We start from the raw sequence: 23,710 nt of genomic DNA on the forward strand, positions 1-23,710 counted from the left end.
TGCGCGGCTCTGCCCTCCGGGTGACCCTGCCCTCCAGACGAGCCTGCTTTGACTCGGATCGACGCGGCATGGCAGAATGAGCGCTTGTGCCTCGCGCAGGCTCTGCCACAGGGGAGCCGCGACGACGTGGGCACGACCGACTTCCATCAACGAAACGGTGTTCGACCTGTGGCGGGCACGGAGAGCGATACAGCATGCACATCCTCGATTCCGTCGATGCGGCGTCCCTCCGCAGCGATGTCCCGGACTTCCGTGCCGGCGACACCGTCAAGGTCCACGTCAACATCGTCGAGGGCTCCCGCTCGCGCATCCAGGTCTTCCAGGGCGTCGTCATCGGCCGCTCCAACGAGGGCGTCCGCGAGACCTTCACCGTCCGCAAGGTGAGCTTCCAGGTCGGCGTCGAGCGCACGTTCCCCGTGCACTCGCCGGTCATCGACCACATCGAGGTCGTCACCCGCGGTGACGTCCGTCGCGCGAAGCTCTACTACCTGCGCAACCTGCGCGGCAAGAAGGCCAAGATCAAGGAGAAGCGCGACGCCTGAGCGGCTTCCGCACGACTTCTCGGGAACCCCGGTCCACCTATGATGGACCGGGGTTCCTCCCTTTCTCGGGGGCGATCCGTCCGGGGAGTCCACCCGGTGATGCACAGTAGGGGCGACGGCGAGCGATGACAGACAGCACGGCCCCGGTCCGCCTCCCCGGAGGCGAGGACCACGCCCGCCACTCGGCGGATCCGTCCGAGAAGCGCCCGCGCAAGCGCCGGGGAGTCCTGCTCTTCCTCCGCGACGTGCTGATCATCTTCGTGGTCGCGGTGCTCGTCTCCTTCCTCGTGAAGACCTTCCTGATCCGCTCCTTCTACATCCCCTCCTCCTCGATGGAGCAGACGCTCGTCGAGAATGACCGGATCCTCGTGAACGAGCTCGTACCCGGAGTGGTGAAGATCTCGCGCGGCGACGTCGTCGTCTTCCGCGATCCCGGCGGATGGCTCTCGCCGAGCTCCGAGCCCAACGTGCCGCCGTTCCAGGCCGCGGTCGACTCCGCCCTCGCGCTCGTCGGCCTGACCGCTCCCGACAGCAACGACCACCTCATCAAGCGCGTCATCGGCCTGCCCGGCGACCACGTGACCTGCTGCACGCCGCTCGGCCAGGTCGAGATCAACGGCAACCCGATCGACGAGCCCTACGTGAAGCTGCCGGACGGGGTGCAGGCCGTCTCGGCCACCCCCTTCGACGTCGTCGTGCCCGAGGGCTCGCTCTGGGTGATGGGCGACAACCGCTACAACTCCGCCGACTCCCGCTACAACACCGACAAGCCGGGCGGCGGCTTCGTGCCGATCGACAACGTCGTGGGGCGCGCGATCCTCGTCACCTGGCCCGTGCAGCAGTGGGCGTGGCTCGACGACTACCCGTCGGTGTTCCGCGGAGTCGACACCGAGGCCTCCGAGGAGGGCTCGGACGACGCGCAGAGCGGGCAGGGCTAGGTGGTCGTCGCCGAGCCGACGCTGACGCAGGAGCGGCGCCTCTTCCGGCAGGGCTACGAGACGGTCATCGGCTGCGACGAGGTCGGCCGCGGCGCGATCGCCGGCCCGGTCTCGGTCGGCGTCGTGTCGATCGGCAGCCGCTGCGGGCGCTTCCCCGAGGGGCTCCGCGACTCCAAGATGCTCGCTCCCGCCCGCCGCGAGGCGCTCCTGCCGGGAGTCGCGAAGTGGGTCTCGGCCTGGGCGATCGGCGAGTCCTCGGCGGACGAGATCGACGAGACCGGGATCATCGCGGGCCTCGGCCGCGCCGCATCGAGGGGCATCGAGCGCCTCGCCGACCAGGGCGTCGACCTCGCCACCGCCGTCGTCCTCCTCGACGGCGCCCACGACTGGCTGACGCCCGCGCTGGGCGAGTGGGCGGCCGAGCTGTCGATCGTCACCCGCGTGAAGGCCGACCGCGACTGCGCCGCCGTCTCCGCCGCCTCCGTGCTCGCGAAGGTGGGCCGGGACGGTCAGATGGTGCGCCACCACGACGACTTCGCCGACTACGCCTGGGACAGCAACAAGGGCTACGGCAGCGCCGCGCACTGGGCGGGGATCGAGCGGGTCGGCCCGTCCCCGCTGCACCGGGTGACCTGGCTGTCGAAGTCGCGGGAGAGCGTCGAGGAGCCGCTCCCGGCGTTCGTGCCCGTCGGCTCGGCGTAGGATTGTCCAACGATGGATGAGGACGAATTCGAGGACTACGACCGCGAGGTCGAGCTGGCACTGTACCGGGAGTACCGCGACGTCGTCTCGCAGTTCTCGTACGTCGTCGAGACCGAGCGCCGGTTCTACCTGGCGAACGAGGTCGACCTGGTCCGCCGCGACACCGAGCACGACTTCTACTTCGAGCTGACCATGCGCGACGTGTGGGTCTGGGACGTCTACCGCTCCGACCGCTTCGTGAAGTCGGTGCGCGTGCTGACCTTCAAGGACGTCAACGTCGAGGAGCTCTCCCGCAAGGAGTTCGAGCTCCCCAAGGAGCTCGCGCTCGACGAGTAGCCCTCTGTCGCGGCAGGCTCCGGACCCCCTGCTGGTCGCGTAGCCGCCTCCGACGGCGCATCGAGACCCGGTGCCAGGAGCCCCACCCCGCTCCGGAGCTCTCTCGGATCCGCGGCTCCGCAGGTCTCGTCTTCAGGCAACGCGGATTCCTCCTGCTGGTCGCATAGCCGCCCCCGGCGGCGTCCGAAGACCCCGGCCCGACGTCCCTCCCCACCCGCCTCCTCGGCCCTCTTCTCCCCGGATCCCCTCCCGGCCGTCCGACGCTCCTCTCTGCTCCTGCACGCTTCCGGCAGGAGGACGCATGGACAAGGACGAACTGGGGCGGCGCGGCGAGGAGATCGCGGCGGCGCACCTGAGAGACAACGGATTCGAGATCCTCGACCGCAACTGGCGGGTCCGCGAGGGCGAGCTCGACATCGTGGCCCGCGACGGGTCGGCACTGGTCGTGGTGGAGGTGAAGACGCGCTCGTCGACGCGCTTCGGACTGCCGGTCGAGGCCATCACGCGGGCCAAGGCGCAGCGCCTGCGCCGACTCGCCTACGCCTGGGCCGACGAGCACCACGAGCGCTCCCGGCATCTGCGGATCGACGCGGTCGGCATCGTCGCTCCCGGGGGAGTCCCGTCGCAGATCCGGCACCTGCGGGCGGTGGCCTGATGGGCCTGGGGAGGACCTCCGCGGTCGGTCTCGTCGGCTTCGCGGGAGCCGTGGTCGGGGTGGAGGCCCACTCGGCCGACGGCACCCCGGGCATGGTGATCATCGGCCTGCCCGACGCCGCGCTCGCCCAGGCGAAGGAGCGGGTGCGCTCGGCGGCGATCAACTCCGGCAGCACCATCGCCGAATACAAGATCACCGTGAACCTCTCGCCGGCCGCGATGCCCAAGCACGGCTCCGCCTTCGATCTCGCCATCGGGCTGGCCGCGCTCGCGTCGCTCCGTGAGGTCGATGCGGAGTCGGTCGCCGCGGTCGTCCACATCGGGGAGCTCGGGCTGGACGGCCGGCTGCGCTCCGTCCCCGGCGTGCTGCCCGCGGTGCTCGCGGCCGCCCGCGAGGGCAGGCGCCGCGTGATGGTCCCCGTCGAGGACCGCCTCGAGGCGGAGCTGGTCGACGGCGTCGAGGTGATCGCGGTCTCCTCGCTGGCGGCGGCCGCCGTCTGGCACGGAGCCGAGTGGGAAGTGCCGGTGCTCCCCGAGGCCGCGCCGCCGTCTGCGACGGTGTCCGAGCCGGAGGCCCGCCTCGACCTCTCCGACGTGGTGGGGAACGAGGAGGCGGCCGAGGCGATGGTCGTCGCGGCGGCGGGCGGGCACCACGTGTTCCTGCTCGGGCCTCCCGGCGCCGGGAAGACGATGCTCGCCTCGCGCCTTCCAGGCATCCTCCCCGACCTCGATGACGACGCAGCGCTGGAGGCCACCTGCATGCGCTCGCTCGTCGGAGCGCCGACCGGTGGCGCGCTGGTGCGCAGGCCGCCGTTCGAGAGTCCGCACCACTCGGCCTCGTCGGCAGCGATCGTCGGCGGGGGCAGCGGCCGCATCCGTCCCGGCGCGGTCGCCCGCGCCACCAGGGGCGTGCTGTTCCTCGACGAGGCCCCCGAGTTCTCGTCCGTCGCCCTCGATGCGCTGCGCCAGCCGCTCGAATCCGGCGTGATCCGCATCCACCGCGCGAACGCCGTCGCCGAGTTCCCCGCGCGGGTGCAGCTCGTCCTCGCGGCGAACCCGTGCCCGTGCGGCCGCTTCGGCATCCCCGGAGAGACCTGCACCTGTGCTCCCTCGGTCCGCCGCCGCTACCTCGCGCGGCTCAGCGGACCGCTGCTCGACCGCGTCGACATCCGCCTGACGGTCCGCCGCATCAGCGCGGCTCAGCTGGCCGCACGTCGAGACACGTCCGGCATGTCGACGGCGCAGGCCCGCGCCCGTGTCGTTGCGGCGCGGTCCCTGGCAGCGGCTCGCCTCGCCTCCACTCCGTGGACGCTCAACTCGGAGGTCTCCGGCGCCTGGCTGCGCTCGGACCCGGTGCGCCCGACCAGTGCCGAGTCCCGCACGCTCGACCGGGCTCTGGAGCGAGGTCTGGTGACCATGCGCGGCTACGACCGGGTCCTGCGCCTGGCCTGGACGCTCGCGGACCTCGACGCAGCCGACCGGCCGTCAGCAGCCCACCTCGCGCGCGCGCTCGTCCTCCGCGGGGGTGCCGCGTGATCCGGCCCGACGCGCTCTTCGACGGCGCGGAGCTCGATGCTGTTCGCCGACTGCTGCCGAGGGGCGCAGCCGATCCGGACTCGGCTGCCGACGGCGAGCCTTCGGGTGAGTCCGGCTGCGCTCGGAGCGCACTCGTCGACGCTGCTGCCCGGTGCGGCTGGAACTCTCTGACCGAGCCCGGCGACTCCGTCGCCGCCCTCCTCATCGAGAGGGTCGGCGCGGCCGAGGCCTTCGCCCACGTCGTGTCCTCGTCGTCCGCGGAGGAGATCCTCGCGCCCCCGCATCGCGCTCCCTCCGACGAAGGAGGCGCGGCGCTCGCGCCCCTCGACTCCGAGGTCGCCGCGCTCCAGTCGGGGCTGGCGCGCTGGCGACCGCGCCTGGACCGCAGGCTCCTGTTCCGACGTCTCGAGATCGCCGAGCGACTCGGCGCCCGGCTGCTCCTGCCCGGGGCTCCCGTGTGGCCCGAGTCGCTCGACGACCTCGGGCCGCACGCGCCACTCCTGCTCTGGCTGCGCGGTGATCCCGCCGCCTTCGATCCGCCGCACCGCCTCGCCCTCGTCGGCGCCCGCGCTGCGACCGGTTACGGCGAGCACGTGGCCGCCGAGCTCGCCGCGGGCGTCGCGGCGCGAGGCGTCTCCGTCGTCTCGGGCGGTGCCTTCGGGATCGACGCGGTCGCCCACCGCGCCGCCCTCGGCTCCGGAGGCCGCACGGTCGCCTTCCTCGCCGGGGGAGCGGACCGCCTCTACCCGACGGCTCACGCCGACCTCCTCCACCGCATCATCGCCACCCCCGGCTGCGCCGTCGCGACGGAGGTCCCGCCGGGCACCACGCCCACCCGCTGGCGATTCCTGCAGCGCAACCGCCTCATCGCCGCCTCCACCGCGGGCACCGTCGTCGTCGAGGCCGGCGCCCGCTCCGGCTCCCTCAACACCGCCGGCCACGCGGCTGCCCTGGGCCGCCCCCTCGGCGCGGTCCCGGGCCCGGTGACAAGCGCCTCCTCCGCCGGCTGCCACCGGCTCCTCCGCGAGTACGCGGCGACCTGCGTCACCTCGCCGGCGGATGTGCTCGAACTGCTCGCCGTCGGCGACGCCGACGGATCGTGCCGAGCGCTGACCGCGGCTGAGGCGCGAGTCCTGGCCGTCGTCGAATCCGAAGGAGGCTGTGACGCCGCAACCGTCGCCCGGCTCTCCGGGGATTCGCTCGATTCGGCACTGTCGGCGCTGGGTGCGCTCCTCGCAGACGGACGCGTCCACCGTTCCGAGGACGGGGACTGGGAGCGGGCACCCGGGTGAGCGGCCCCGCCGCCGCGGCGCTGTCGGCGGTCCGCCCTACGCTGAAGGGGCATCGGCGAGGGGAGCGGCATGGACGCCACGGCAGCAGGACACGGCGGAGAGCGCCCGCAGCTCGGGCACTTCCGCGCTGCCGACAGGGTCATCGCGCATCTGAGCGACACGCACCTGCTGGCCGACGGCGCTCCGCTCTACGGGAAGGTCGACACGGTCGCCCGCCTCGCGCAGGCGGTCGGCCGGCTGGCCGAGCGCGGCGGACGCCTGGACGCGATCGTGGTGACCGGGGACGTCGCGGACCGCGGCGAGGAGGACGCCTACCGGCGCGTGCGCGAGCAGCTCGACCCCGTGGGCGAGCGGTTCGGCTGCCCGATCGTCTGGGTGATGGGCAACCACGACGAGCGCGGAGCGTTCCGGCGGGTGCTCCTCGAGCAGGACCCGGCGGGCGCGGGACCCGTGGACCAGGTCGTCGACCTCGGCGGGCTCCGGCTCATCGCGCTCGACAGCGCGGTGCCCGGCTTCCACCACGGCGACCTCACCGACGCCCAGCTGGCCTGGCTGAAGGACGAGCTCGCCGCACCGGCCCCGCTGGGGACGATCCTCGCCCTGCACCACCCTCCGCTGCCCACGCCGCTCGGCGCGATGACCGTGCTCGAGCTGCGGGGGATCGACCGCCTCGAGGAGGTGGTGCGCGGAACCGACGTCCGCGCGATCCTCGGCGGCCACTTGCACTACCCCACGGCTGCGACCTTCGCGGGCGTGCCCGTGCTCGTCGCCGGCGCCACCAGCTACACGATGGACCTCGGAGCGCCCGAGCGGGAGCTCGCCGGCGTCGACGGAGCGCAGAGCCTCTCGCTCGTCCACGTCCACCCGGAGACGGTGGCCGCCTCGTTCGTGCCGACGGCACCGGCCCCGATCGCGACGCGGTTCGGCACCGACCTGATCGAGCGGCTCGAGGGGCTCGACGAGCAGGGGCGCATCGACCTCTGGTCGCGGATGCCGGACGGATCATGACCGGCGAGACGCTCGCCGACTCGGTCGAGCACTTCCTCCGCTACGTCCTCGATGAGCGGTCCCTCTCGCCCGCCACCGCGAAGGGCTACCGCTCCGACCTCGCGCGCCTGATCGCCCACACCGAGGAGAAGGGGCGGCTCCTCACCGCCGAGCTCGACCTCGAGCTGCTGCGCGACTGGCTCTGGCAGGAGTCGGAGTCGGGGATCGCCCGCGCGACCCTCGCCCGGCGCACCGCGGCCGTCCGCTCCTTCTCCTCCTGGGCGCAGCGGACCGAGCGGCTCCCCGTCGACGTCGCCGCACGCCTCAAGACGCCCAAGTCGGGACGGACACTGCCGCGGGTCCTCACGCTCCCGCAGGCGGAACAGGTGCTCGACACGGTCGCGGCGCGAGGCGCGACCGAGGACCCGGTGGCGCTGCGGGACCTCGCGATCGTCGAGCTGCTCTACGCCTCCGGCATCCGCGTCTCCGAGCTGGTCGCCGTCGACCTGGGCGACGTCGATCTCGGCAGGCTCACCGTGCTCGTCACCGGCAAGGGCGCCAAGCAGCGGGTCGTCCCGTTCGGCGTCCCCGCGAAGGAGGCGCTCGTCGACTACCTGGAGCGCGCCCGACCCTCTCTCGCCACCGGCGACGGGAGCGGGGCCCTGCTGCTGGGACGGCGGGGCGCGCGCCTCACCCCGCGCACGGTCTACGGCGTCGTGGCGAGGCTCCTCGACGGCGGGCAGGGCTCCGGACCGTCCGGCCCGCACACCCTCCGCCACACCGCGGCGACCCATCTGCTCGACGGCGGAGCCGACCTCCGCGCCGTCCAGGAGCTGCTCGGCCACGCGAGCCTGGGCACGACGCAGATCTACACCCACGTCTCGACCGAGCGGATCCGCGACGCCTACCGCCTCGCCCACCCCCGCGCCTGACCGGACGCGCGAGTCACCGGACGCACCCTTCCGCGCCACTCGCTCAACACCCGGCGACACGTCGTCCATCGGCAGAAGCACCGCCCGGGGGATCCCGCCGAAGAACCGCATCGGCGAGACATAGTCGCCACCCTCGCGGACGCCGAGGTGCACGCACCTCCCGTCGCAGTGGCCGCCCGCACCCACTGATCCGACGGGCTGGCCCGCGGTGAGGACCTGCCCCGCCGTCACCGATCCGTCGACCGGCTCGACCGTCGAGACCAGACCGTCCGCGTGCATGATGCTCACCACGGACCGGTCGACCACCCTGCCCGAGAACGACACGGTACCCGCAGCGACGGCGACCACGGGCTGCCCGGCCGCTGCGGCGAGGTCGATCCCGCGGTGCCCGGGGGCGTAGCGGTGGGCCGGCGCGCCCCACGGCTCCACGAGGGAGAACCCCGGGACGGGTGAATTCCACCGCGGGTCGGACCGGCCGGGGGACGAGGTGCCGGAGGGCGAGGCGCCGAGAGGCGCCCCGACGAGCAGAGCGGCGAGGGCGAACACGCCCGGGCGCAGGAGTCGGGATCGGAGCATGCGGCCACCCTCCTGGAGCCGGTCCGGGACCGGTGGTCGGCCGAGCGGATCAGGGGAGGAGAGCGCGGCGGGCCCGGCTGTGGAGGGAGGACATCGGCCGGGGGAGAGCGCAACCCGTCCCGGCGGTGCCGCGGCGAGGAGTAACGTGCCGGTGATCCGGCTCGGGAGCGGCACCCCGCCCCCACCGGCGGCGAGAATCGGAGACGACCATGACCAGCGGACGATCTGACACGACCAGCGGGAGAGCGGACATCCCGAACCCCTCGGCGGCGAAGCTGAAGAGGAAGGTGATCGGCCTCGCGATCGCGGCGGCGGTCGGCGGCTTCCTCTTCGGCTTCGACTCGTCGGTGGTGAACGGTGCCGTGGAGGCGGTGCAGGGCGAGTTCCAGCTCTCGGCCGCGCTGATCGGCTTCGCCGTCGCCTCCGCGCTGCTCGGCTGCGCACTCGGCGCGTACCTCGCGGGCCGCCTGGCCGACCGCTGGGGCCGCATCAAGGTCATGCTGCTCGGCGCCGGGCTCTTCTTCATCTCCTCGATCGGCGCCGGCGCGGCGTTCGCGGTCTGGGACCTCGTGCTCTGGCGCGTGGTCGGCGGCCTCGGCATCGGCATCGCCTCCGTGATCGCTCCGACCTACATCTCGGAGATCGCGCCCAAGGCCATCCGCGGCGCCCTCGCGTCGCTGCAGCAGCTGGCGATCACGCTCGGCATCTTCGCCGCCCTGCTCTCGGACACCCTCATCGCGAACGGCGCGGACGGCGCCTCCGAGCCCTTCTGGTTCGGCGTCGCCGCGTGGCGCTGGATGTTCATCGCCTGTGCCGTGCCTGCGGTCATCTACGGCCTCCTGGCCCTGACCCTGCCGGAATCGCCCCGCTACCTCGCGACCCGCGGCCGCTCCGAGGACGCCCGCGCGGTGCTCGCGACGGTCACGCCGCGCGACGAGGTCGACGAGGCGCTCGCGGACATCCAGAAGAAGATCGACGAGGACTCCGAGAACGCGAAGCGCTCCAGCCTCCGCGGTCCCGCCCTCGGCCTGCTCCCGGTGGTCTGGGTCGGCATCCTGCTGTCGGTGTTCCAGCAGTTCGTGGGCATCAACGTGATCTTCTACTACTCCACCTCGCTCTGGAGCGCGGTCGGATTCGACGAGTCCAACTCCTTCGCGATCTCGGTCTTCACCTCGGTCGTGAACGTCGTCGTCACCTTCGTGGCGATCTTCCTGGTCGACAAGGTCGGCCGGAAGCCGCTGCTACTGGTCGGATCGGCCGGCATGGCTGTCTCGCTCGCACTGATGGCCATCGCCTTCAGCCAGTCGACGATCAGCGGAGAGGACGTCTCGCTGCCCGGCGCGTGGGGGCCGATCGCCCTCGTCTCGGCGAACGCGTTCGTCGTCTTCTTCGGCGCGACCTGGGGCCCGCTGGTGTGGGTCCTCCTCGGCGAGATCTTCCCGAACCGGATCCGGGCGGCCGCCCTCGGCCTGGCGGCATCTGCCCAGTGGATCGCGAACTTCGCCATCACGGTGACCTTCCCGATCCTCTCGCAGGACGTGTCGCTCACCCTGGCCTACGGCCTCTACGCCGCCTTCGCGGCGATCTCGTTCGTCTTCGTCTTCATGTTCGTGCCCGAGACCAAGGGCCGCTCTCTGGAGGAGATGGACACCCTGCACATCCGCACCGTGATGAAGTCGGCGCGCAAGTAGCACCGGTCTCCCGCGCCCCGACGGCCGCCCTCCCGCAGCAGCGGGGGAGGCGGCCGTCCTGGTGCTAGACTCCACGGAGCACCTCGCTCGTCGGGGTGACTACGCGCGCCCATTCGGCCTCCGCTCCCCACGGTCCCTCTCCGCTCACGCGGCCGGGGCGGGAGTGCGCCGGGCGCCAGGGCGACGTGCCGACCGGCCGTCGCAGACAACCGAACGGGAGTTCGGCGCCGTCGTGCGCCCGGGCCCCGAGACAAGGAGAACGACTCATGGCAGTCGTCACCATGCGCCAGCTGCTCGACAGCGGCGTCCACTTCGGGCACCAGACCCGTCGCTGGAACCCGAAGATGAAGCGCTTCATCCTGACCGAGCGCTCGGGCAGCTACATCATCGACCTCCAGCAGTCGCTGGCCTATATCGACAAGACCTACGACTTCGTCAAGGAGACGGTCGCCCACGGCGGCACCATCCTCTTCGTCGGGACCAAGAAGCAGGCGCAGAACGCGATCTCGGAGCAGGCGACCCGCGTCGGCCAGCCCTACGTGAACCAGCGTTGGCTCGGCGGCCTCCTGACCAACTTCCAGACGGTCTCGAAGCGCCTCGCCCGCATGAAGGAGCTGGAGGAGCTCGACTTCGACGACACGTCGAAGAGCGGCTTCACCAAGAAGGAGCTCCTCATCAAGAAGCGCGAGCTCGACAAGCTGCACAAGTCGCTCGGCGGCATCCGCAACCTCTCGAAGACGCCGTCGGCCCTCTGGGTCGTCGACACCAAGAAGGAGCACCTCGCGATCGACGAGGCCAAGAAGCTGGGCATCCCGGTCATCGGCATCCTCGACACGAACTGCGACCCGGACGAGGTCCAGTACCCGATCCCGGGCAACGACGACGCGATCCGCTCGGTGAGCCTGCTCACCCGCATCGTCGCCGACGCCGCGGCCGAGGGCCTCATCCAGCGCCACCAGAAGCCCGAGGCCGAGGGCAACGTCTCCGCCGTCGAGCCGCTGGCCGAGTGGGAGCAGGAGCTGCTCTCCACCGGAGCGCCCGCCGCCGACGTGCAGGAGCCGAACGAGCAGGCCGGCGCGGAGACCGAGAAGGTCGCCGACGCCGAGGCCGAGACCGCCGACGAGGCAGTCGTCGAGGCCGAGACCCCCGCCGCGGAGGAGGCCCCCGAGGCCGACGCCGCCGCGACCTCGACCGACGAGACCGCCACCGCCTGACACCCCGTTCCGTGACGGGGGTCGGACGCCGTACCCGCGGTCGTCCGGCCCCCGCTCGGTCGGTGCACGTTCACCACGAGTAAGAACCGCCGTCACCTCGGCGTGCTGGGCTCCTCCCGTGAGCCCGCCGCCGCGAGTGACGGCGCCACAGGGTTTCCGAACCAAGAGGAGTTCCGAGAACATGGCAAATTTCAGCCTCGCTGACGTCAAGACGCTGCGCGAGCAGCTCGGTACCGGCATGGTCGACACGAAGAACGCGCTCGTCGAGGCCGACGGCGACCTGGACAAGGCGGTCGAGATCCTCCGCCTCAAGGGCGCCAAGGGCAACGCGAAGCGCGCCGACCGCTCCACGAGCGAGGGCCTCGTCGCCGCCGCCGAGAAGGACGGCGTCGCCACGATGATCGAGCTCGCGTGCGAGACCGACTTCGTCGCCAAGGGCACGAAGTTCATCGCCCTCGCCGACGCCGTGCTCGCAGCGGTCGTCGCCGCCGGCTCCACCACGGTCGAGGAGGCCCTCGCGGCCCCCGCCGACGGCAAGACCGTCGCCGACCTCATCAACGACGAGGCCGCGATCCTCGGCGAGAAGGTGGAGCTGCGCCGCGTGGCATCCGTCTCGGGCGAGCACTTCGCGATCTACCTCCACAAGACGAACAAGGACCTGCCCCCGCAGGTCGGCGTGGTCGTCGGCTACGCGGGCGAGGACGCCGAGACCGCGCGCTCCGTCGCCCAGCACATCTCGTTCGCGAACCCGTCCTACCTCTCGCGCGAGGACGTGCCGCAGTCCGAGGTCGACAACGAGCGCCGCATCGTCGAGGAGATCTCGCGCGGCGAGGGCAAGCCCGAGGCCGCCCTGCCGAAGATCATCGAGGGACGCGTGAACGCGTACTTCAAGCAGGTCGCGCTGCTCGACCAGGACTACGCGAAGGACAACAAGCTGTCCGTCAGCAAGGTCCTGAGCGACGCGGGCCTGACCGTGTCGGGCTTCGCCCGCTTCAAGGTCGGCGCCTAACAGCACTGCAGGAGGGAGTCCGGGTCGTTCAGTCGACCCGGGCTCCCTTCGCTCTGCCCGGGGCGGTCCCGGGCGTGGTCGCGGGCCCGCTCCGCGCGGGATAGGTTTGTACGGGTCTACGGGAGGAAACGTCCATGACGGAGACGGATGCGATGACGACGAGCAAGCGCCGCAGGGTGCTTCTGAAGCTGTCGGGGGAGGCGTTCGGAGCCGGCACGCTCGGCGTGAACCCTGACGTGATCAGCGCCCTGGCGCGCGAGATCGCCGATGCCGCGACCGAGGTGGAGATCTCGGTGGTCGTCGGCGGCGGCAACTTCTTCCGCGGAGCCGAGCTCTCGCAGCGCGGCATGGACCGCGGCCGGGCCGACTACATGGGCATGCTGGGCACGGTGATGAACGCCCTCGCCCTCCAGGACTTCCTCGAGCAGGCGGGCGCCGAGACGCGCGTGCAGTCCGCGATCGCGATGACGCAGGTCGCGGAGCCATACATCCCCCGCCGGGCGATCCGGCACATGGAGAAGGGCCGCGTCGTCATCTTCGGCGCCGGCGCCGGACTCCCGTACTTCTCGACCGACACGGTCGCCGCGCAGCGCGCGCTCGAGACGCACGCCGACGTGGTCCTCGTCGCCAAGAACGGCGTGGACGGCGTGTACGACGCCGACCCGCGGACGAACCCCGACGCGAAGAAGCTCGACGCGCTGACCTACCAGGAGGCGCTCCAGCGGGGCCTCAAGGTGGTCGACTCCACCGCGTTCAGCCTCTGCATGGACAACGGCATGCCGATGCAGGTCTTCGGCATGGAGCCCTCGGGCAACGTCGCGAAGGCCATCCGCGGCGCCGAGCTCGGCACGCTCGTCTCGAACTAGACTGACCACTTCCCTCTCTTAAGGAGCTCCCTGTGATCTCGGATGTACTGGCCGACGCGAAGACCAAGATGGGCAAGGCCGTCGAGGTCGCCAAGGAGGACTTCTCCACGGTCCGCACCGGACGCGCGAACCCCGGCATGTTCCAGAAGGTGCTGGTGAGCTACTACGGCACCCCGACGCCGCTGTCGCAGCTCGCCTCGATGCAGAACCAGGAGGCCCGCACGCTCGTCCTGACGCCCTACGACAAGGGCTCGCTGCGCGACATCGAGCAGGCCATCCGGGACATGCCGAACCTCGGCGCGAACCCGACCAACGACGGCACGATCATCCGCGTGACCCTGCCGGAGCTCACCGCCGAGCGCCGCAAGGAGTTCGTCAAGATCGTCCGCACCAAGGCCGAGGACGCCAAGATCGCGGTGCGCAACATCCGCCGCAAGGGCAAGGACGACCTCGACGCGCTGAAGGGCGACATCGGCGACGACGAGCTCGCCCGCGGCGAGAAGGAGCTCGAGGCGCTCACGAAGCAGCACGTCGACGCTATCGACGAGGCGCTCAAGCGCAAGGAATCCGAACTGCTCGAGGTGTAGCGGTGCCCGAGATCCCCGAAGGACCCGAGGGCGGCGAGAAGAGACCGTCTCCGCACGTCCCGGGTGCCCGGGGATCCCGGATGGTCACCCGCGACGCGCTGCGTGCGCGCGCCCAGCAGGGCCGGGCCGACGTCGAGCGCCAGCTCGAGGCGACCCGCGCCCAGCTCGAGGCGACGAACGACCGCCTCACCGCGCGCTCGGGCCGGAACCTCGTGTCGGCGACCGCGATCGGACTCCTCGGCGGCGGCGCGATGGTCGTCAGCCTGCTGCTGGTCAAGGAGCTCTTCATGGTGCTCGCGGGGGTGGTGGTGCTGCTCGCGGCGCTCGAGCTCTCGAACGCCCTGCGCCACGCCGGTCGCGACATCCCGCGCATCCCGACCGGGATCGTGGCGGTCGTCGCCGTGCCGGCCGCATACTACGGCGGCCTCGGCGCCGCGTGGGCCACCGTCCTCGGCGGATCCGTCCTCGTCGGCCTCTGGCGGCTGGGGGAGCAGCTCTTCCGGCGCACCGCCTCGAGCCGGAGGGACCTCGCCCTCGACATCGGCCTCGGCGCGTTCGTCCAGGGCTACACGACCTTCCTCGGCGCCTTCGCGATCCGTCTCGTCGCCGAGCCCGGCGGCCAGCTCTGGGCGTTCGCGTTCCTGGTGCTCGTGATCGTCGTCGACACCGGCGCCTATGTGAGCGGACTCACCTGGGGCAAGCACCCGATGGCACCGCGGATCAGCCCGAAGAAGACCTGGGAGGGGTTCGCCGGTGCGGCCGTCGCGGGGATCGTCGTCGGCGTCCTGCTCGCCCTGCTGATGCTCGGCCAGCCCTGGTGGGTCGGTGCGGTGTTCGGGGCGGTGGTGCTGCTCACCGCGACGCTCGGCGACCTCGCCGAGTCGCTGATCAAGCGCGACATCGGCATCAAGGACATGAGCTCCTGGCTGCCCGGCCACGGGGGAGTCCTCGACCGGCTGGACTCGATCCTGCCGTCGGCCGCAGCGGCCTACGTGCTGTACTTCCTCTTCGCCCACTGAGCGCACGCCTCACCGGGGCGTGCCGATTCCGCTCCCGGCGCGCGGCTTGGCATGATGTCGGGATGACCGCTCCCTTCCCCCGAGCCCGCGAGTCCCGTCCCGGCTACGACACGGCCGAGGTCGACTCCTTCCTCGCGTCGGCGCGCGAGGCCTACTCGCAGCTCTCCGGGGGACCGGCGGACCTCCGCGCCGCCGACCTGCGGCACACCGCGTTCACCCTGCGCAAGGGCGGCTACTCCGCGCCCCACGTCGATGCGGCGCTCGAGCGCCTCGAGGACGCCTTCGCCCTGCGGGAGCGCCAGTACGCGATCGCGGCCCGGGGCGAGGAGGCGTGGCTCGCGGACGCGCGGTCGACCGCCCAGGAGATCGTGAACCGGCTGGCCCGCGCTCCCCGCGAGCGGTTCACCCGGGCCGGCGCTCTCACGACGGGCTACAACATCCGCCAGGTCGACGCCTTCGCCGACAGGATCTCCGGCTACTTCCGCGACGGATCGGTGCTGACCGTGGACGACGTGCGGACCGTCTCCTTCGCCCCGCAGCGCGGCGGGTACGCCGAGGCCCAGGTCGACCTGCTGCTCGACACGGTCGTCGACGTGATGCTGGCGGTCCGCTGATCGGAGCCGGATCTGCTGGCCGATCAGGTCATCGTCCGTTATGCTTTCGTAATCGTGGCTCAGCATCCTCAGACCTCCGTCGCCCACACGCCCGCGAACCGCACCAGCGGTCGCCCGGCGGTCCCGCACCAGACCCCGGTGCGGCGCTCCTGGGCTCGGATCCCGGTGACGGTGCTGGCCTTCACGGCCTCGATCGCGTTCGGCATGGTGAACGTCGTCGATCCGTCCAGCGGCGCGGTCGCCTCCCCCTACTACCAGGCCCCGGCGCGCTTCAACGGCGACTCCGCGCAGCGGCTCGTCGTCGCGGACGCCGTCGAGCGGACCGTCCAGCGCGACTCGTTCGGCGCCGAGGCGAAGCCGACGCCCACTCCGACCCCGACGCCCACTCCGACCGAGACTCAGACCGCTTCCGCGACCGCCGACGAGGAGGAGTCGGGCTCCGCCGAGGCGGAGACCGCCGCTCCCGTCCAGCGCGCCGCCGCTCCGGATCCCGGATCCGCGAAGGCCATCGCGTACGACATGATCGTGCAGCGCGGCTGGGCCGACAGCGAGTACGACTGCCTCGTCCTCCTCTGGAACCGCGAGTCCGGCTGGAACGTCTACGCCGAGAACAAGTCCAGCGGTGCCTACGGCATCCCGCAGGCACTCCCCGGCAGCAAGATGGCGTCGGCCGGCTCCGACTGGGCGACCAACGCGAGCACCCAGATCACCTGGGGCCTCGGCTACATCTCCGGCCGCTACGGCTCGCCCTGCGGTGCCTGGGCCCACTCCGAATCGGTCGGCTGGTACTGATCGCTCCCCTCCGCTCGGCACCGCGTCCGGCGGGCTGAGGCTCTCGCTACCCTGGTGCCGTGGATTACGCGCTGCTCGGGGTCGTCGGGATCATCACGGTCGTCACCGTCGCGCGGTTCTCGAGCCGCCTCGGGATCGCCGCACCGCTGCTCCTGGTCGTCATCGGGATCGGCGCGTCCTACCTCCCCGGGGTCCCGGACATCGAGGTCGAGCCTGAGCTGATCCTCGCGGGCGTGCTGCCGCCGCTGCTGTACTCGGCCGCGATCCAGGTGCCCCTCACCGACTTCCGGCGGAACCTGCGCTCGATCTTCGGGCTCTCGGTGCTGCTGGTCGTCGTGACCGCCCTCGTGGTCGGCGGCTTCCTCTACCTCGTGTTCCCCGATCTGAGCCTGCCCGCGGCGATCGCTCTGGGCGCCGTCGTGAGCCCGACCGACGCGGTGGCCGCGACCTCGATCGGCAAGAAGCTCGGACTCCCGCCCCGCCTGGTGACGGTGCTCGAGGGCGAGAGCCTCGTGAACGACGCGTCGGCGCTGGTGCTGCTGCGCGCCGCGACGGCTGCGGCGGCCGTGGTCGGCGCCTCCGTCACGACCGACGCGATCGACGTGGGCGAGGTGGGGGTCCTCTTCGTCTACTCCGTCCTGATGGCGATCGTCCTCGGACTGGTGATGGGCGTGCTCACCGTCTTCGTTCGCTCGAAGCTGCGGGACCCGGTGCTCGACACCGCCGTGTCCTTCGCCGTGCCGTTCCTGGCCTACATCCCGGCCGAGGAGCTGGGCGCGTCCGGGGTGCTCGCCGTCGTGGTCACCGGGATCTACACGGGGCACAACAGCGCGCGCTTCCTCTCGCCGCAGTCGCGGATCAGCGAGCGGGTGAACTGGCGGACGGCGCAGTTCCTGCTCGAGAACGGCGTCTTCCTGCTCATGGGCGCCGAGATCAAGGCGATCGTCTCCGGGGTCGTGGACCCGGGCGAGTTCGGAGTGGGCACCGCGGTGCTGCTGGGTCTGGCCACCGTGGTCATCCTGATCGTGCTGCGGGCCCTCTTCGTGTGGCCGCTGCTCCTGTGGCTGCGCAGCTCCGGTCGGCGGGCGGAGCGGATCAACCGGCGGCTGGCGGTGGGCCTCATGCGACTGCGCAACAGCGCCACCAGCGACGAGCGCTTCCGGCGGCGGCAGGTGAGAGCGGAGCGGCTCTACCTCCGGCGCGAGACCGATCTGGCCGCGACCGCGAGCGAGGCGTTCGGCTGGCGCGGAGGAGTCGTCCTGTCCTGGTCCGGGATGCGCGGCGTGGTCACGCTCGCCGCGGCCCAGTCGCTGCCGGACGAGACTCCCTACCGATCCCAGCTGATCCTGATCGCCTTCACCGTCGCCGTCGTGACGCTGCTCCTGCAGGGTGCGACGCTCCCCGCGCTGATCAGGCTCACCGGCATCCGGGGCACCGACGGCGAGGCCGACCGCCGCGAGCTCGCGACGCTGCTCGACGAGGTCACGGCCACGGGCATCCAGGCCCTGCCCGAGGCGGTGGCGGAGCTGCCCGACGGCGAGGCGGGCGAGCGAGTGCTCGAGCGCGTGCGCCGCGACACTCTGACCCGCTCGCAGGTGGCGTGGGAGCAGGTCGGCCGTGCGGAGGACGCGCCGCTCGGCCCGCACGCGCAGTACCTGCGGCTGCGCCGAGCGGTCCTGCTCGCCGAGCGGGAGGCACTGCTGGACGCCCGGGGGCGCGGGGTCTACTCCTCGCGGACGCTGCGGCGGGCGCAGCTGATGCTCGACGCCGAGGAGACCCGGCTCGAGATGGACGACAGCTCCCACTGACGGAAGGGGCACGGCGGCGGCCTCCTAGACTGGGGGGATGCCGCGCAGCAACAGACCCCGGGGCGGCCGCCGTGACGACGACGACGAGCAGCGCGACCTCTCGCAGATGCTCGCCGGCTTCCGGCGGACCGAGTCCCACGCCGGTCGGGAGTGGAACGTCCAGCCCGTCTCCGCAGCGCGGGCCGTGAAGAACTACCTCTGCCCGGGCTGCGGGCTCACCATCGACATCGGCCAGCCGCACCTGGTCACCTGGCGGGCCGACGGCGCGCTCGGCGACGCGGCCGATCTGGCCGGCCGCCGCCACTGGCACACGCACTGCTGGAGAATCCGAGGAGCACGATGACCCACGAGATCCGCGGAGGCGTCGTCCTCCCCGCCCGTCGCGAGGACATCGAGCTGCACACGGCCGACGGCCTGACCCTGGTGGGGGAGCTCGCGCTGCCCTTGGAGCACGAGCCGGTCGCGACCCTGGTCACCCTGCATCCGCTGCCCACCCACGGCGGCTTCATGGACTCGCACATCCTGCGGAAGGCCGCCGCCCGGCTGCCCGCGCTCGCCGACTTGGCGGTCCTCCGCTTCAACACCCGCGGCACCGCGTCGCCGCGCGGCACGAGCGAGGGCGCGTTCGGACACGGCACCGAGGAGCGCGCCGACGTCGCCGCAGCCCTGGCCCTCGTCGCGGACCGCGGACTGCCGCACCCCTGGCTGGTCGGCTGGTCCTTCGGCACCGAGCTCGCGCTGAAGTGGGGGAGGGAGCACCCCGTCGAGGGAGCGATCCTGCTCTCGCCGCCGCTGCACCGCACGAGCGCGGAGGAGGTCGCCGCCTGGGGCGAGGACGGCCGCCCGCTCGTGGCGCTCGTCCCGGAGTTCGACGACTACCTGCGGCCGGAGGCGGCCGCCGAGCGCTTCGCGAGCGTGCCGCAGCTGGACCTCGTCGCTGTGGAGGGCGGGAAGCACCTCTGGGTCGGCGAGGCGCAGACCCGCCGGGTCCTCGACGAGATCGTGCGCGTGGTCGCGCCCGCCTCGTCCCCGCTGCCGACGGAGTGGGCGGGCGAGCTCGGCTGAGCCGACCCGCGCGGCGGCCGCCTAGCGGCCGGACGAGCCGCCGTCGGAGCCGTCGCCGTCAGAGCCGTCGCCGTCAGAGCCGCTGCCGTCGGAGCCGTCGCCGTCGTCCGCGAGTCCGTCGATGTGGCCGATGAGCCCGCGCAGTCCCGACACGTAGCCGGCGATCGCGTCGCGCTCGGTGCGGATCTCGTCGAGGCGCCGCTCGGCGGTGTCCATCAGCTCGCGGCTGCGGCGCTCCGCGTCCGCGACGAGCGTCTGCGCCTGGTCGCGCGCGTCGTCGAGCAGGGCGTCGGAGTCGTCCTGGGCCTTCCGGCGCAGTCGCGTCGTGTCGTCGAGGGCGTCGCTGCGGAGGGCGTCCGCCTCGAGGCGCTTGTCGTTCGCGCGTCGGATGGCGTCGGCGAGCTGCAGGTTCGACTCGTCGAGGTAGCGCTGGGTCTGCGCGACGGCCTCCTGGTGGCGGAGCAGGTCGTCGCGGTCGGCCTCCTCGCGGCGCGCGGCGAGCTCGACCACCAGGTCGATCCGGGCCTGCTCGACCTCGCGCGAGAGCGCAGCGGCCTCGTCGGCGGACGCGGCACGCAGGCCCGCCAGCTCGGCGTCGAGCACGGCGACGGCCTCGGCGCGCTCCTGGGTGAGCCGGGTGCGCTGGTCGGCGATCTCGCGCGCGCCCTCGGCGCGGGCGGCGGCGACCTCGGCGTCGAGCGCGGCGCGGGTCGAGAGCACCTCGGCCTCGACCGCCGCGCGCGCCTGGGCGACCTCGGCCTCGACGGCCGCCCGGAGCCGGTCGACCTCGGAGGCGACCTCGGCCCGCAGGAGCTCGTTGGCCTGGGCGAGGCGGGCGGCCTCGGCGCGGGCGACCTCGATCTCGCGGGCGGCGACGGCGCGCATCTCCGCGGCCTCGCGCTCGGCCTCGGAGCGGATCGCGGCGGCCTCGCGCTTCGCGGTGGCGCGGGTCTCGGCGGCCTCGGTCGCCACGGTGCCGCGGATCGCGGCGGCCTCGCGGACGGCGTCCTGCGTCATCACGTCGCGGTCGTCGGCGGCCTTGCCGAGCGTCGCCGCGGCCTGCGCCTCGGACTCGTCGCGGGTCCGGTCTGCACGGCGGCGCGCCTCGGTCACCAGGCGCTCGGCCTCGTCGCGCGCCTCCTGGAGGATGCGGTCGCCGTCGTCGCGGGTGGATCGGCGGAGGGCGGAGGCGTCGTTCTCGGCCTGGGCGATGATCCGCTCGGACTGCTCCTCGGCCACGCGCAGGGTGTGCTCGAGCTTGGCGCCCAGGCCGGCGTAGGTGGGAGTGCCGACCTGCTGCAGCTCCTTCTCGAGGCCCTCGATCCGGGAGGACAGGCGCTTCACCTCGCGGCCGCTCTCGGCCGCCTGGGTGTTCGAGTGGATGAGCTCGCGGCGCAGGCCCTGGACGGCCTTGTCGACCTCGTCCCGGTCGTAGCCACGGAACACCTGGGTGAATTCGGCCTCGTCGTTCGCCACGTCGTCTCCTTCAGAGCAGGACCGCGGTGGGGCTCGCGGCACTGGGAAAGTGTATTCAGCAGGGAGGCCGCGGCCGGGGCGACACCCGCACCGCGCGCCGCCCGGGCCGCACTCTCGGCTTCTCCCGGGCATCGGAGCGAGGGCATCGGCTATCGTGGACTGTCTTTGTCTGTTGCCGTCGCGCCCCGGTCCGGCTGCGTACCCCGAGCCGGCCCCGGCCGTCACCCCGATCCGGCAACGCAGGAGGAGTTCTTTCGTGCGGTTCGTCTTCGCCATCATCGCCACCGTCATCGCTGCCGCGATGATCGTGCTCGGCATCGGTCAGCGGACGGTCTGGGCTCCTCCGGAGTCCCTCACCGCCGAGACCGCGCTCGACTCCTCCGCTCCCTACGCGGTGATCGACGGCAGCACCCTGGGCGCCAACCCGGGACGCCAGACGATCACGGTCGAGGGCAGCGGCGACCTCGTCGTCGCCTACGCCCGGACCTCCGACGTGCTGGGCTGGGTGGGCGGCTCGAGCTACGACGCCATCGGCTACGAGCGCGCCGACGACTCCCTCACCTCCGCGGAGGAGACGGGCGAGCGCGTCCAGCTCTCCTCCGACGTCGAGACCGCCGACGCGGCGGTCGTCGATCCGCGCGGCTCCGACCTCTGGCTCGAGGAGTTCGAGGGGAGCGGCAGCGTGACCCTGGCGCTCGACGTGCCGGAGGACGTCTCCATCCTCATCGCGAGCGACGGCACCGCGCCGGCAGCCGACTCCGTGCGCGTCAGCTGGCCCGTGGACACCGCGACGCCCCTCGCCGGCCCGCTGCTGCTCGGAGGAGCCGTGTTCCTCCTCCTCGGCCTCGTCCTCTACATCTGGGCCTTCGTCCACCTGCGCCGCCAGCACGGCCCGCGCCGGAAGGGACCGCAGGGCCGGATTCCCCGCGGTGCCCGCCGTCCCCGGCCGCGTGCCGGGATCCAGGCCTCCACGGCGTCGCCGGCGCCCTCGCGCCGCCGGGCGGCCCTGGTGCTGCCCGTCGTCCTCGGGACGACCGTCCTCCTCTCCGGCTGCAGCTCCGACTACTGGCCTGATCTCGCCGCGGGCGCGAGCGAGGCGCCGACCGCGTCCGCCACGGCGACCGCGGGGGCAGAGCCGGTCTCGGCCGAGCCGACCCCCGTGGTCACCACGCAGCAGGCGGAGGCCGTCGTCGCCGAGGTCGCCGATGTCGCGTCGCGCGCCGACGCCGCCCGGGACGCCGGGATCCTCGCCGAGCGCTTCCAGGGCGAGGCGCTCACCGAGCGCACCACGAACTACGACGTCGTCGCCAAGGGCGGGACGATCGACCCGCCGCAGACGATCCCGGCCTCCCCGGTGAGCCTGGTGCTCCCGCAGGACACGGAGTCGTGGCCGCGCCTGGTGACCGCCGTCGTGCAGAACTCGACGGACTCCACCCAGGCCCCGATCGCGCTGATGATGAGCCAGGCGAGCCCGCGCGTCGACTACAAGGTCGACTACGCCATCTCGCTCGAGGCCAACGCGCGCATCCCCGACGTCGCGCCCGTCACCGTCGGCACGTCGATCGTGGCGCCCGACTCGCGCCTGATGAAGCTCGCCCCGCAGTCGGTCGGCTCCGCGTACGCGGACGTGCTCGCCAACGGCGACTCGAGCCAGTACGCCGAGCTCTTCGCGGCCGACGGCGACACCCTCCGGGGGCAGGTCGGCGTCGACAAGAAGAACGCCGACCGCGAGGCGCTCCCGGACACCGCCTCGATCGAGTTCTCGAACGCCGCCGGCACGTCGCCGACGATCGCGCTCGCGACGAACGACTCGGGGGCCCTCGTCGCGGCGAGCATCGCCGAGACGTCGACCGTCCGCCCCACTGCCGAGGGCTCGACCGTCTCGACCTCCGGCGCCTCGCAGACCCTGCTGGGCACGGACAAGTCGACGACCGGCATCGAGACCACCTACGGATACCAACTGCTGTTCTACGTACCGCCCGTCGGATCGGAGGAGAAGATCGTGATGCTCGGATGGAGCCAGGGACTCGTCTCGGTGGTGCAGCTGCCGTGAGCACCGTCCCGCCCCTGCCCGGAAACCTCCGCGGCGCCGTCGACCTCTCGTCGCTGGTGAACCGCCGCACCCCGCCCGCCGCCTCCGCCGGCGCCCCGGCCGCGCCCGCCGCTCCCGGAGGCGCGCCCGGCGCGAATCCGCTGCTGCTGACCGCCGGCGACGCCGAGTTCGACCAGGTGGTCCAGCTCTCGTCGCGCGTGCCGGTGATCGTCGACCTGCGCGGCTCCTGGTCGGACCAGAGCCAGAGCATGACCGCGCTGCTCGAGAAGGTCGTCGTCTCGTACGCCGGCGCGTTCGTGCTCGTCGGGGTCGATGTGGAGTCGAGCCCGCAGCTGGCGCAGGCGTTCCAGGTGCAGTCCGTGCCGACGGTCGCCGCGATCATCGGCGGCCGCCCGGTGCCCCTGTTCAGCGGCCTCGTCGCCGAGGAGCAGCTGCGCGACCTGCTCGAGCAGGTCCTCCAGCTCGCGGCTCAGAACGGTGTGACGGGCACGGTGCCGGTGGGTGGAGCCGCTCCCGCCGAGGGCGCGGAGCCCGAGCCGGAGCCGCTGCCGCCGCACCACCAGGAGGCCTACGACGCGATCGACCGGGGCGACTACGCCGCGGCGATCACCGAGTACGAGACCGCCATCGCGCAGAACCCGCGCGACGACCTCGCCGTCGCCGGTCTCGCCCAGGTGCGGCTGCTGGCCCGCCTCCAGGGCCGCACGCTCGACGACATCCGCTCGACCGCCGCGGCCGAGCCGTCGAACCTCGACGCGCAGCTCGCCGTCGCCGACCTGGACGTCTCGGGCGGCCACGTCGAGGACGCCTTCGACCGGCTGCTCTCGATGTTCCCGCGGCTCGACGCCGACGGGAAGGCCGCCGTCCGCGCGCGCCTCCTGGAGCTCTTCGAGATCGTCGGTCAGACCGACCCGCGCGTCAACAAGGCTCGGGCCCGGCTCACCGGCCTGCTCTACTGACGCCGGCCGGAACGCCGAGAGGCCGCCCGCTCGCGACGATCGTCGCGGCGGGCGGCCTCTTC

23 protein-coding genes and 1 pseudogene are annotated in these 23,710 nt (G+C 72.5%); 22 read left to right on the top strand and 2 right to left on the bottom strand.

Annotation, left to right across the window (positions count from 1 at the left end; all coding sequences use genetic code 11):
• Positions 1-194: 194 nt before the first annotated feature.
• The 9 genes from rplS to C5D50_RS11615 all read left to right on the top strand — a co-directional run bounded on the left by rplS (position 195) and on the right by C5D50_RS11615 (position 7,919).
• A complete protein-coding gene (rplS, locus tag C5D50_RS11575; protein ID WP_104223904.1) occupies positions 195-542 on the top strand; it encodes a 50S ribosomal protein L19 in 348 nt (115 codons plus the stop codon).
• Positions 543-667: 125 nt separating this feature from the next.
• Positions 668-1,480 carry a signal peptidase I gene (lepB, locus tag C5D50_RS11580; RefSeq protein WP_104223903.1) on the top strand — a complete coding sequence of 271 codons (813 nt, stop codon included), beginning with the start codon at positions 668-670 and terminating at the stop codon, positions 1,478-1,480.
• Positions 1,481-2,182, top strand: coding sequence for a ribonuclease HII (locus C5D50_RS11585; RefSeq protein WP_104283561.1), 702 nt, complete (start codon positions 1,481-1,483; stop codon positions 2,180-2,182). It begins immediately after the preceding gene.
• 12 nt (positions 2,183-2,194) lie between these two features.
• Positions 2,195-2,518 (top strand): DUF2469 domain-containing protein, encoded by a 324-nt coding sequence (locus C5D50_RS11590; RefSeq protein WP_055792576.1) that lies wholly within the window; start codon positions 2,195-2,197, stop codon positions 2,516-2,518.
• Positions 2,519-2,819: 301 nt separating this feature from the next.
• Positions 2,820-3,173: a YraN family protein gene (locus C5D50_RS11595; RefSeq protein ID WP_104223901.1), complete on the top strand. Its 354-nt coding sequence runs from the start codon at positions 2,820-2,822 to the stop codon at positions 3,171-3,173.
• Complete coding sequence (locus C5D50_RS11600; protein WP_104283564.1) at positions 3,173-4,708, top strand: YifB family Mg chelatase-like AAA ATPase; 1,536 nt, start codon at positions 3,173-3,175, stop codon at positions 4,706-4,708. The genes C5D50_RS11595 and C5D50_RS11600 overlap by 1 nt, the downstream gene beginning before the upstream one ends.
• On the top strand, positions 4,705-6,000 hold the full coding sequence (gene dprA, locus C5D50_RS11605) for a DNA-processing protein DprA (RefSeq protein WP_258069604.1): 1,296 nt from the start codon (positions 4,705-4,707) through the stop codon (positions 5,998-6,000). Before C5D50_RS11600 ends, dprA begins: the two co-directional genes overlap by 4 nt.
• A 69-nt stretch (positions 6,001-6,069) precedes the next feature.
• On the top strand, positions 6,070-7,008 hold the full coding sequence (locus tag C5D50_RS11610; RefSeq protein ID WP_104223899.1) for a phosphodiesterase: 939 nt from the start codon (positions 6,070-6,072) through the stop codon (positions 7,006-7,008).
• Positions 7,005-7,919: a tyrosine recombinase XerC gene (locus C5D50_RS11615; protein WP_104283565.1), complete on the top strand. Its 915-nt coding sequence runs from the start codon at positions 7,005-7,007 to the stop codon at positions 7,917-7,919. The genes C5D50_RS11610 and C5D50_RS11615 overlap by 4 nt, the downstream gene beginning before the upstream one ends.
• A 123-nt stretch (positions 7,920-8,042) precedes the next feature.
• Here C5D50_RS11615 and C5D50_RS17010 read toward each other — a convergent pair.
• Positions 8,043-8,495, bottom strand: a pseudogene (locus tag C5D50_RS17010) (murein hydrolase activator EnvC family protein); the annotation flags it as partial.
• A 209-nt stretch (positions 8,496-8,704) separates the two neighbouring features.
• Here C5D50_RS17010 and C5D50_RS11625 point away from each other — a divergent pair.
• From C5D50_RS11625 to C5D50_RS11675, 11 genes are all read left to right on the top strand, one after another.
• A complete protein-coding gene (locus C5D50_RS11625; RefSeq protein ID WP_104223897.1) occupies positions 8,705-10,186 on the top strand; it encodes a sugar porter family MFS transporter in 1,482 nt (493 codons plus the stop codon).
• A gap of 266 nt (positions 10,187-10,452) precedes the next feature.
• Positions 10,453-11,400, top strand: a complete 948-nt coding sequence (rpsB, locus tag C5D50_RS11630) for a 30S ribosomal protein S2 (RefSeq protein ID WP_104223896.1) — start codon at positions 10,453-10,455, stop codon at positions 11,398-11,400.
• 181 nt (positions 11,401-11,581) lie between these two features.
• A complete protein-coding gene (tsf, locus tag C5D50_RS11635; RefSeq protein ID WP_104223895.1) occupies positions 11,582-12,409 on the top strand; it encodes a translation elongation factor Ts in 828 nt (275 codons plus the stop codon).
• A gap of 152 nt (positions 12,410-12,561) precedes the next feature.
• Entirely contained in the window at positions 12,562-13,275 is a 714-nt protein-coding gene (gene pyrH / locus C5D50_RS11640; RefSeq protein WP_219814716.1) for a UMP kinase, read from the top strand.
• A 32-nt stretch (positions 13,276-13,307) separates the two neighbouring features.
• Positions 13,308-13,862, top strand: a complete 555-nt coding sequence (gene frr / locus C5D50_RS11645) for a ribosome recycling factor (protein ID WP_104232499.1) — start codon at positions 13,308-13,310, stop codon at positions 13,860-13,862.
• Positions 13,863-13,942: 80 nt separating this feature from the next.
• On the top strand, positions 13,943-14,881 hold the full coding sequence (locus C5D50_RS11650; RefSeq protein WP_104232500.1) for a phosphatidate cytidylyltransferase: 939 nt from the start codon (positions 13,943-13,945) through the stop codon (positions 14,879-14,881).
• A 62-nt stretch (positions 14,882-14,943) separates the two neighbouring features.
• On the top strand, positions 14,944-15,495 hold the full coding sequence (locus C5D50_RS11655) for a DivIVA domain-containing protein (RefSeq protein ID WP_104226865.1): 552 nt from the start codon (positions 14,944-14,946) through the stop codon (positions 15,493-15,495).
• Positions 15,496-15,549: 54 nt separating this feature from the next.
• Positions 15,550-16,287: a lytic transglycosylase domain-containing protein gene (locus C5D50_RS11660; protein ID WP_258069606.1), complete on the top strand. Its 738-nt coding sequence runs from the start codon at positions 15,550-15,552 to the stop codon at positions 16,285-16,287.
• Positions 16,288-16,346: 59 nt separating this feature from the next.
• Positions 16,347-18,095 carry a sodium:proton antiporter gene (locus C5D50_RS11665; RefSeq protein ID WP_104283568.1) on the top strand — a complete coding sequence of 583 codons (1,749 nt, stop codon included), beginning with the start codon at positions 16,347-16,349 and terminating at the stop codon, positions 18,093-18,095.
• A 37-nt stretch (positions 18,096-18,132) separates the two neighbouring features.
• Complete coding sequence (locus C5D50_RS11670; protein ID WP_181027199.1) at positions 18,133-18,438, top strand: hypothetical protein; 306 nt, start codon at positions 18,133-18,135, stop codon at positions 18,436-18,438.
• Entirely contained in the window at positions 18,435-19,160 is a 726-nt protein-coding gene (locus C5D50_RS11675; protein WP_104283569.1) for an alpha/beta hydrolase, read from the top strand. The genes C5D50_RS11670 and C5D50_RS11675 overlap by 4 nt, the downstream gene beginning before the upstream one ends.
• 21 nt (positions 19,161-19,181) lie before the next feature.
• Here the strand turns inward: C5D50_RS11675 and C5D50_RS11680 are convergent, their stop codons facing one another.
• Positions 19,182-20,636 (bottom strand): DivIVA domain-containing protein, encoded by a 1,455-nt coding sequence (locus C5D50_RS11680; RefSeq protein WP_104283570.1) that lies wholly within the window; start codon positions 20,634-20,636, stop codon positions 19,182-19,184.
• A gap of 256 nt (positions 20,637-20,892) precedes the next feature.
• On the opposite strand from C5D50_RS11680, the gene C5D50_RS11685 reads away from it, so the two are divergent.
• Both C5D50_RS11685 and C5D50_RS11690 read left to right on the top strand, forming a co-directional pair.
• A complete protein-coding gene (locus tag C5D50_RS11685; protein WP_104283571.1) occupies positions 20,893-22,689 on the top strand; it encodes a hypothetical protein in 1,797 nt (598 codons plus the stop codon).
• On the top strand, positions 22,686-23,648 hold the full coding sequence (locus C5D50_RS11690; RefSeq protein WP_104283572.1) for a tetratricopeptide repeat protein: 963 nt from the start codon (positions 22,686-22,688) through the stop codon (positions 23,646-23,648). Before C5D50_RS11685 ends, C5D50_RS11690 begins: the two co-directional genes overlap by 4 nt.
• The last annotated feature ends 62 nt before the right edge of the window (positions 23,649-23,710 follow it).

The organism is Rathayibacter sp. RFBD1 (genome assembly GCF_002932915.1).
Classification (GTDB): domain Bacteria; phylum Actinomycetota; class Actinomycetes; order Actinomycetales; family Microbacteriaceae; genus Rathayibacter.

Coding starts and splice junctions, on each gene's coding strand:
- C5D50_RS11615 (WP_104283565.1), top strand. CDS start 7,005: ATGACCGGCGAGACGCTCGCCGACTCGGTCGAGCACTTCCTCCGCTAC.
- C5D50_RS11655 (WP_104226865.1), top strand. CDS start 14,944: ATGACCGCTCCCTTCCCCCGAGCCCGCGAGTCCCGTCCCGGCTACGAC.
- C5D50_RS11670 (WP_181027199.1), top strand. CDS start 18,133: ATGCCGCGCAGCAACAGACCCCGGGGCGGCCGCCGTGACGACGACGAC.
- lepB (WP_104223903.1), top strand. CDS start 668: ATGACAGACAGCACGGCCCCGGTCCGCCTCCCCGGAGGCGAGGACCAC.
- C5D50_RS11590 (WP_055792576.1), top strand. CDS start 2,195: ATGGATGAGGACGAATTCGAGGACTACGACCGCGAGGTCGAGCTGGCA.
- rplS (WP_104223904.1), top strand. CDS start 195: ATGCACATCCTCGATTCCGTCGATGCGGCGTCCCTCCGCAGCGATGTC.
- tsf (WP_104223895.1), top strand. CDS start 11,582: ATGGCAAATTTCAGCCTCGCTGACGTCAAGACGCTGCGCGAGCAGCTC.
- rpsB (WP_104223896.1), top strand. CDS start 10,453: ATGGCAGTCGTCACCATGCGCCAGCTGCTCGACAGCGGCGTCCACTTC.
- C5D50_RS11625 (WP_104223897.1), top strand. CDS start 8,705: ATGACCAGCGGACGATCTGACACGACCAGCGGGAGAGCGGACATCCCG.
- pyrH (WP_219814716.1), top strand. CDS start 12,562: ATGACGACGAGCAAGCGCCGCAGGGTGCTTCTGAAGCTGTCGGGGGAG.
- C5D50_RS11675 (WP_104283569.1), top strand. CDS start 18,435: ATGACCCACGAGATCCGCGGAGGCGTCGTCCTCCCCGCCCGTCGCGAG.
- C5D50_RS11650 (WP_104232500.1), top strand. CDS start 13,943: ATGGTCACCCGCGACGCGCTGCGTGCGCGCGCCCAGCAGGGCCGGGCC.
- C5D50_RS11600 (WP_104283564.1), top strand. CDS start 3,173: ATGGGCCTGGGGAGGACCTCCGCGGTCGGTCTCGTCGGCTTCGCGGGA.
- C5D50_RS11610 (WP_104223899.1), top strand. CDS start 6,070: ATGGACGCCACGGCAGCAGGACACGGCGGAGAGCGCCCGCAGCTCGGG.
- C5D50_RS11595 (WP_104223901.1), top strand. CDS start 2,820: ATGGACAAGGACGAACTGGGGCGGCGCGGCGAGGAGATCGCGGCGGCG.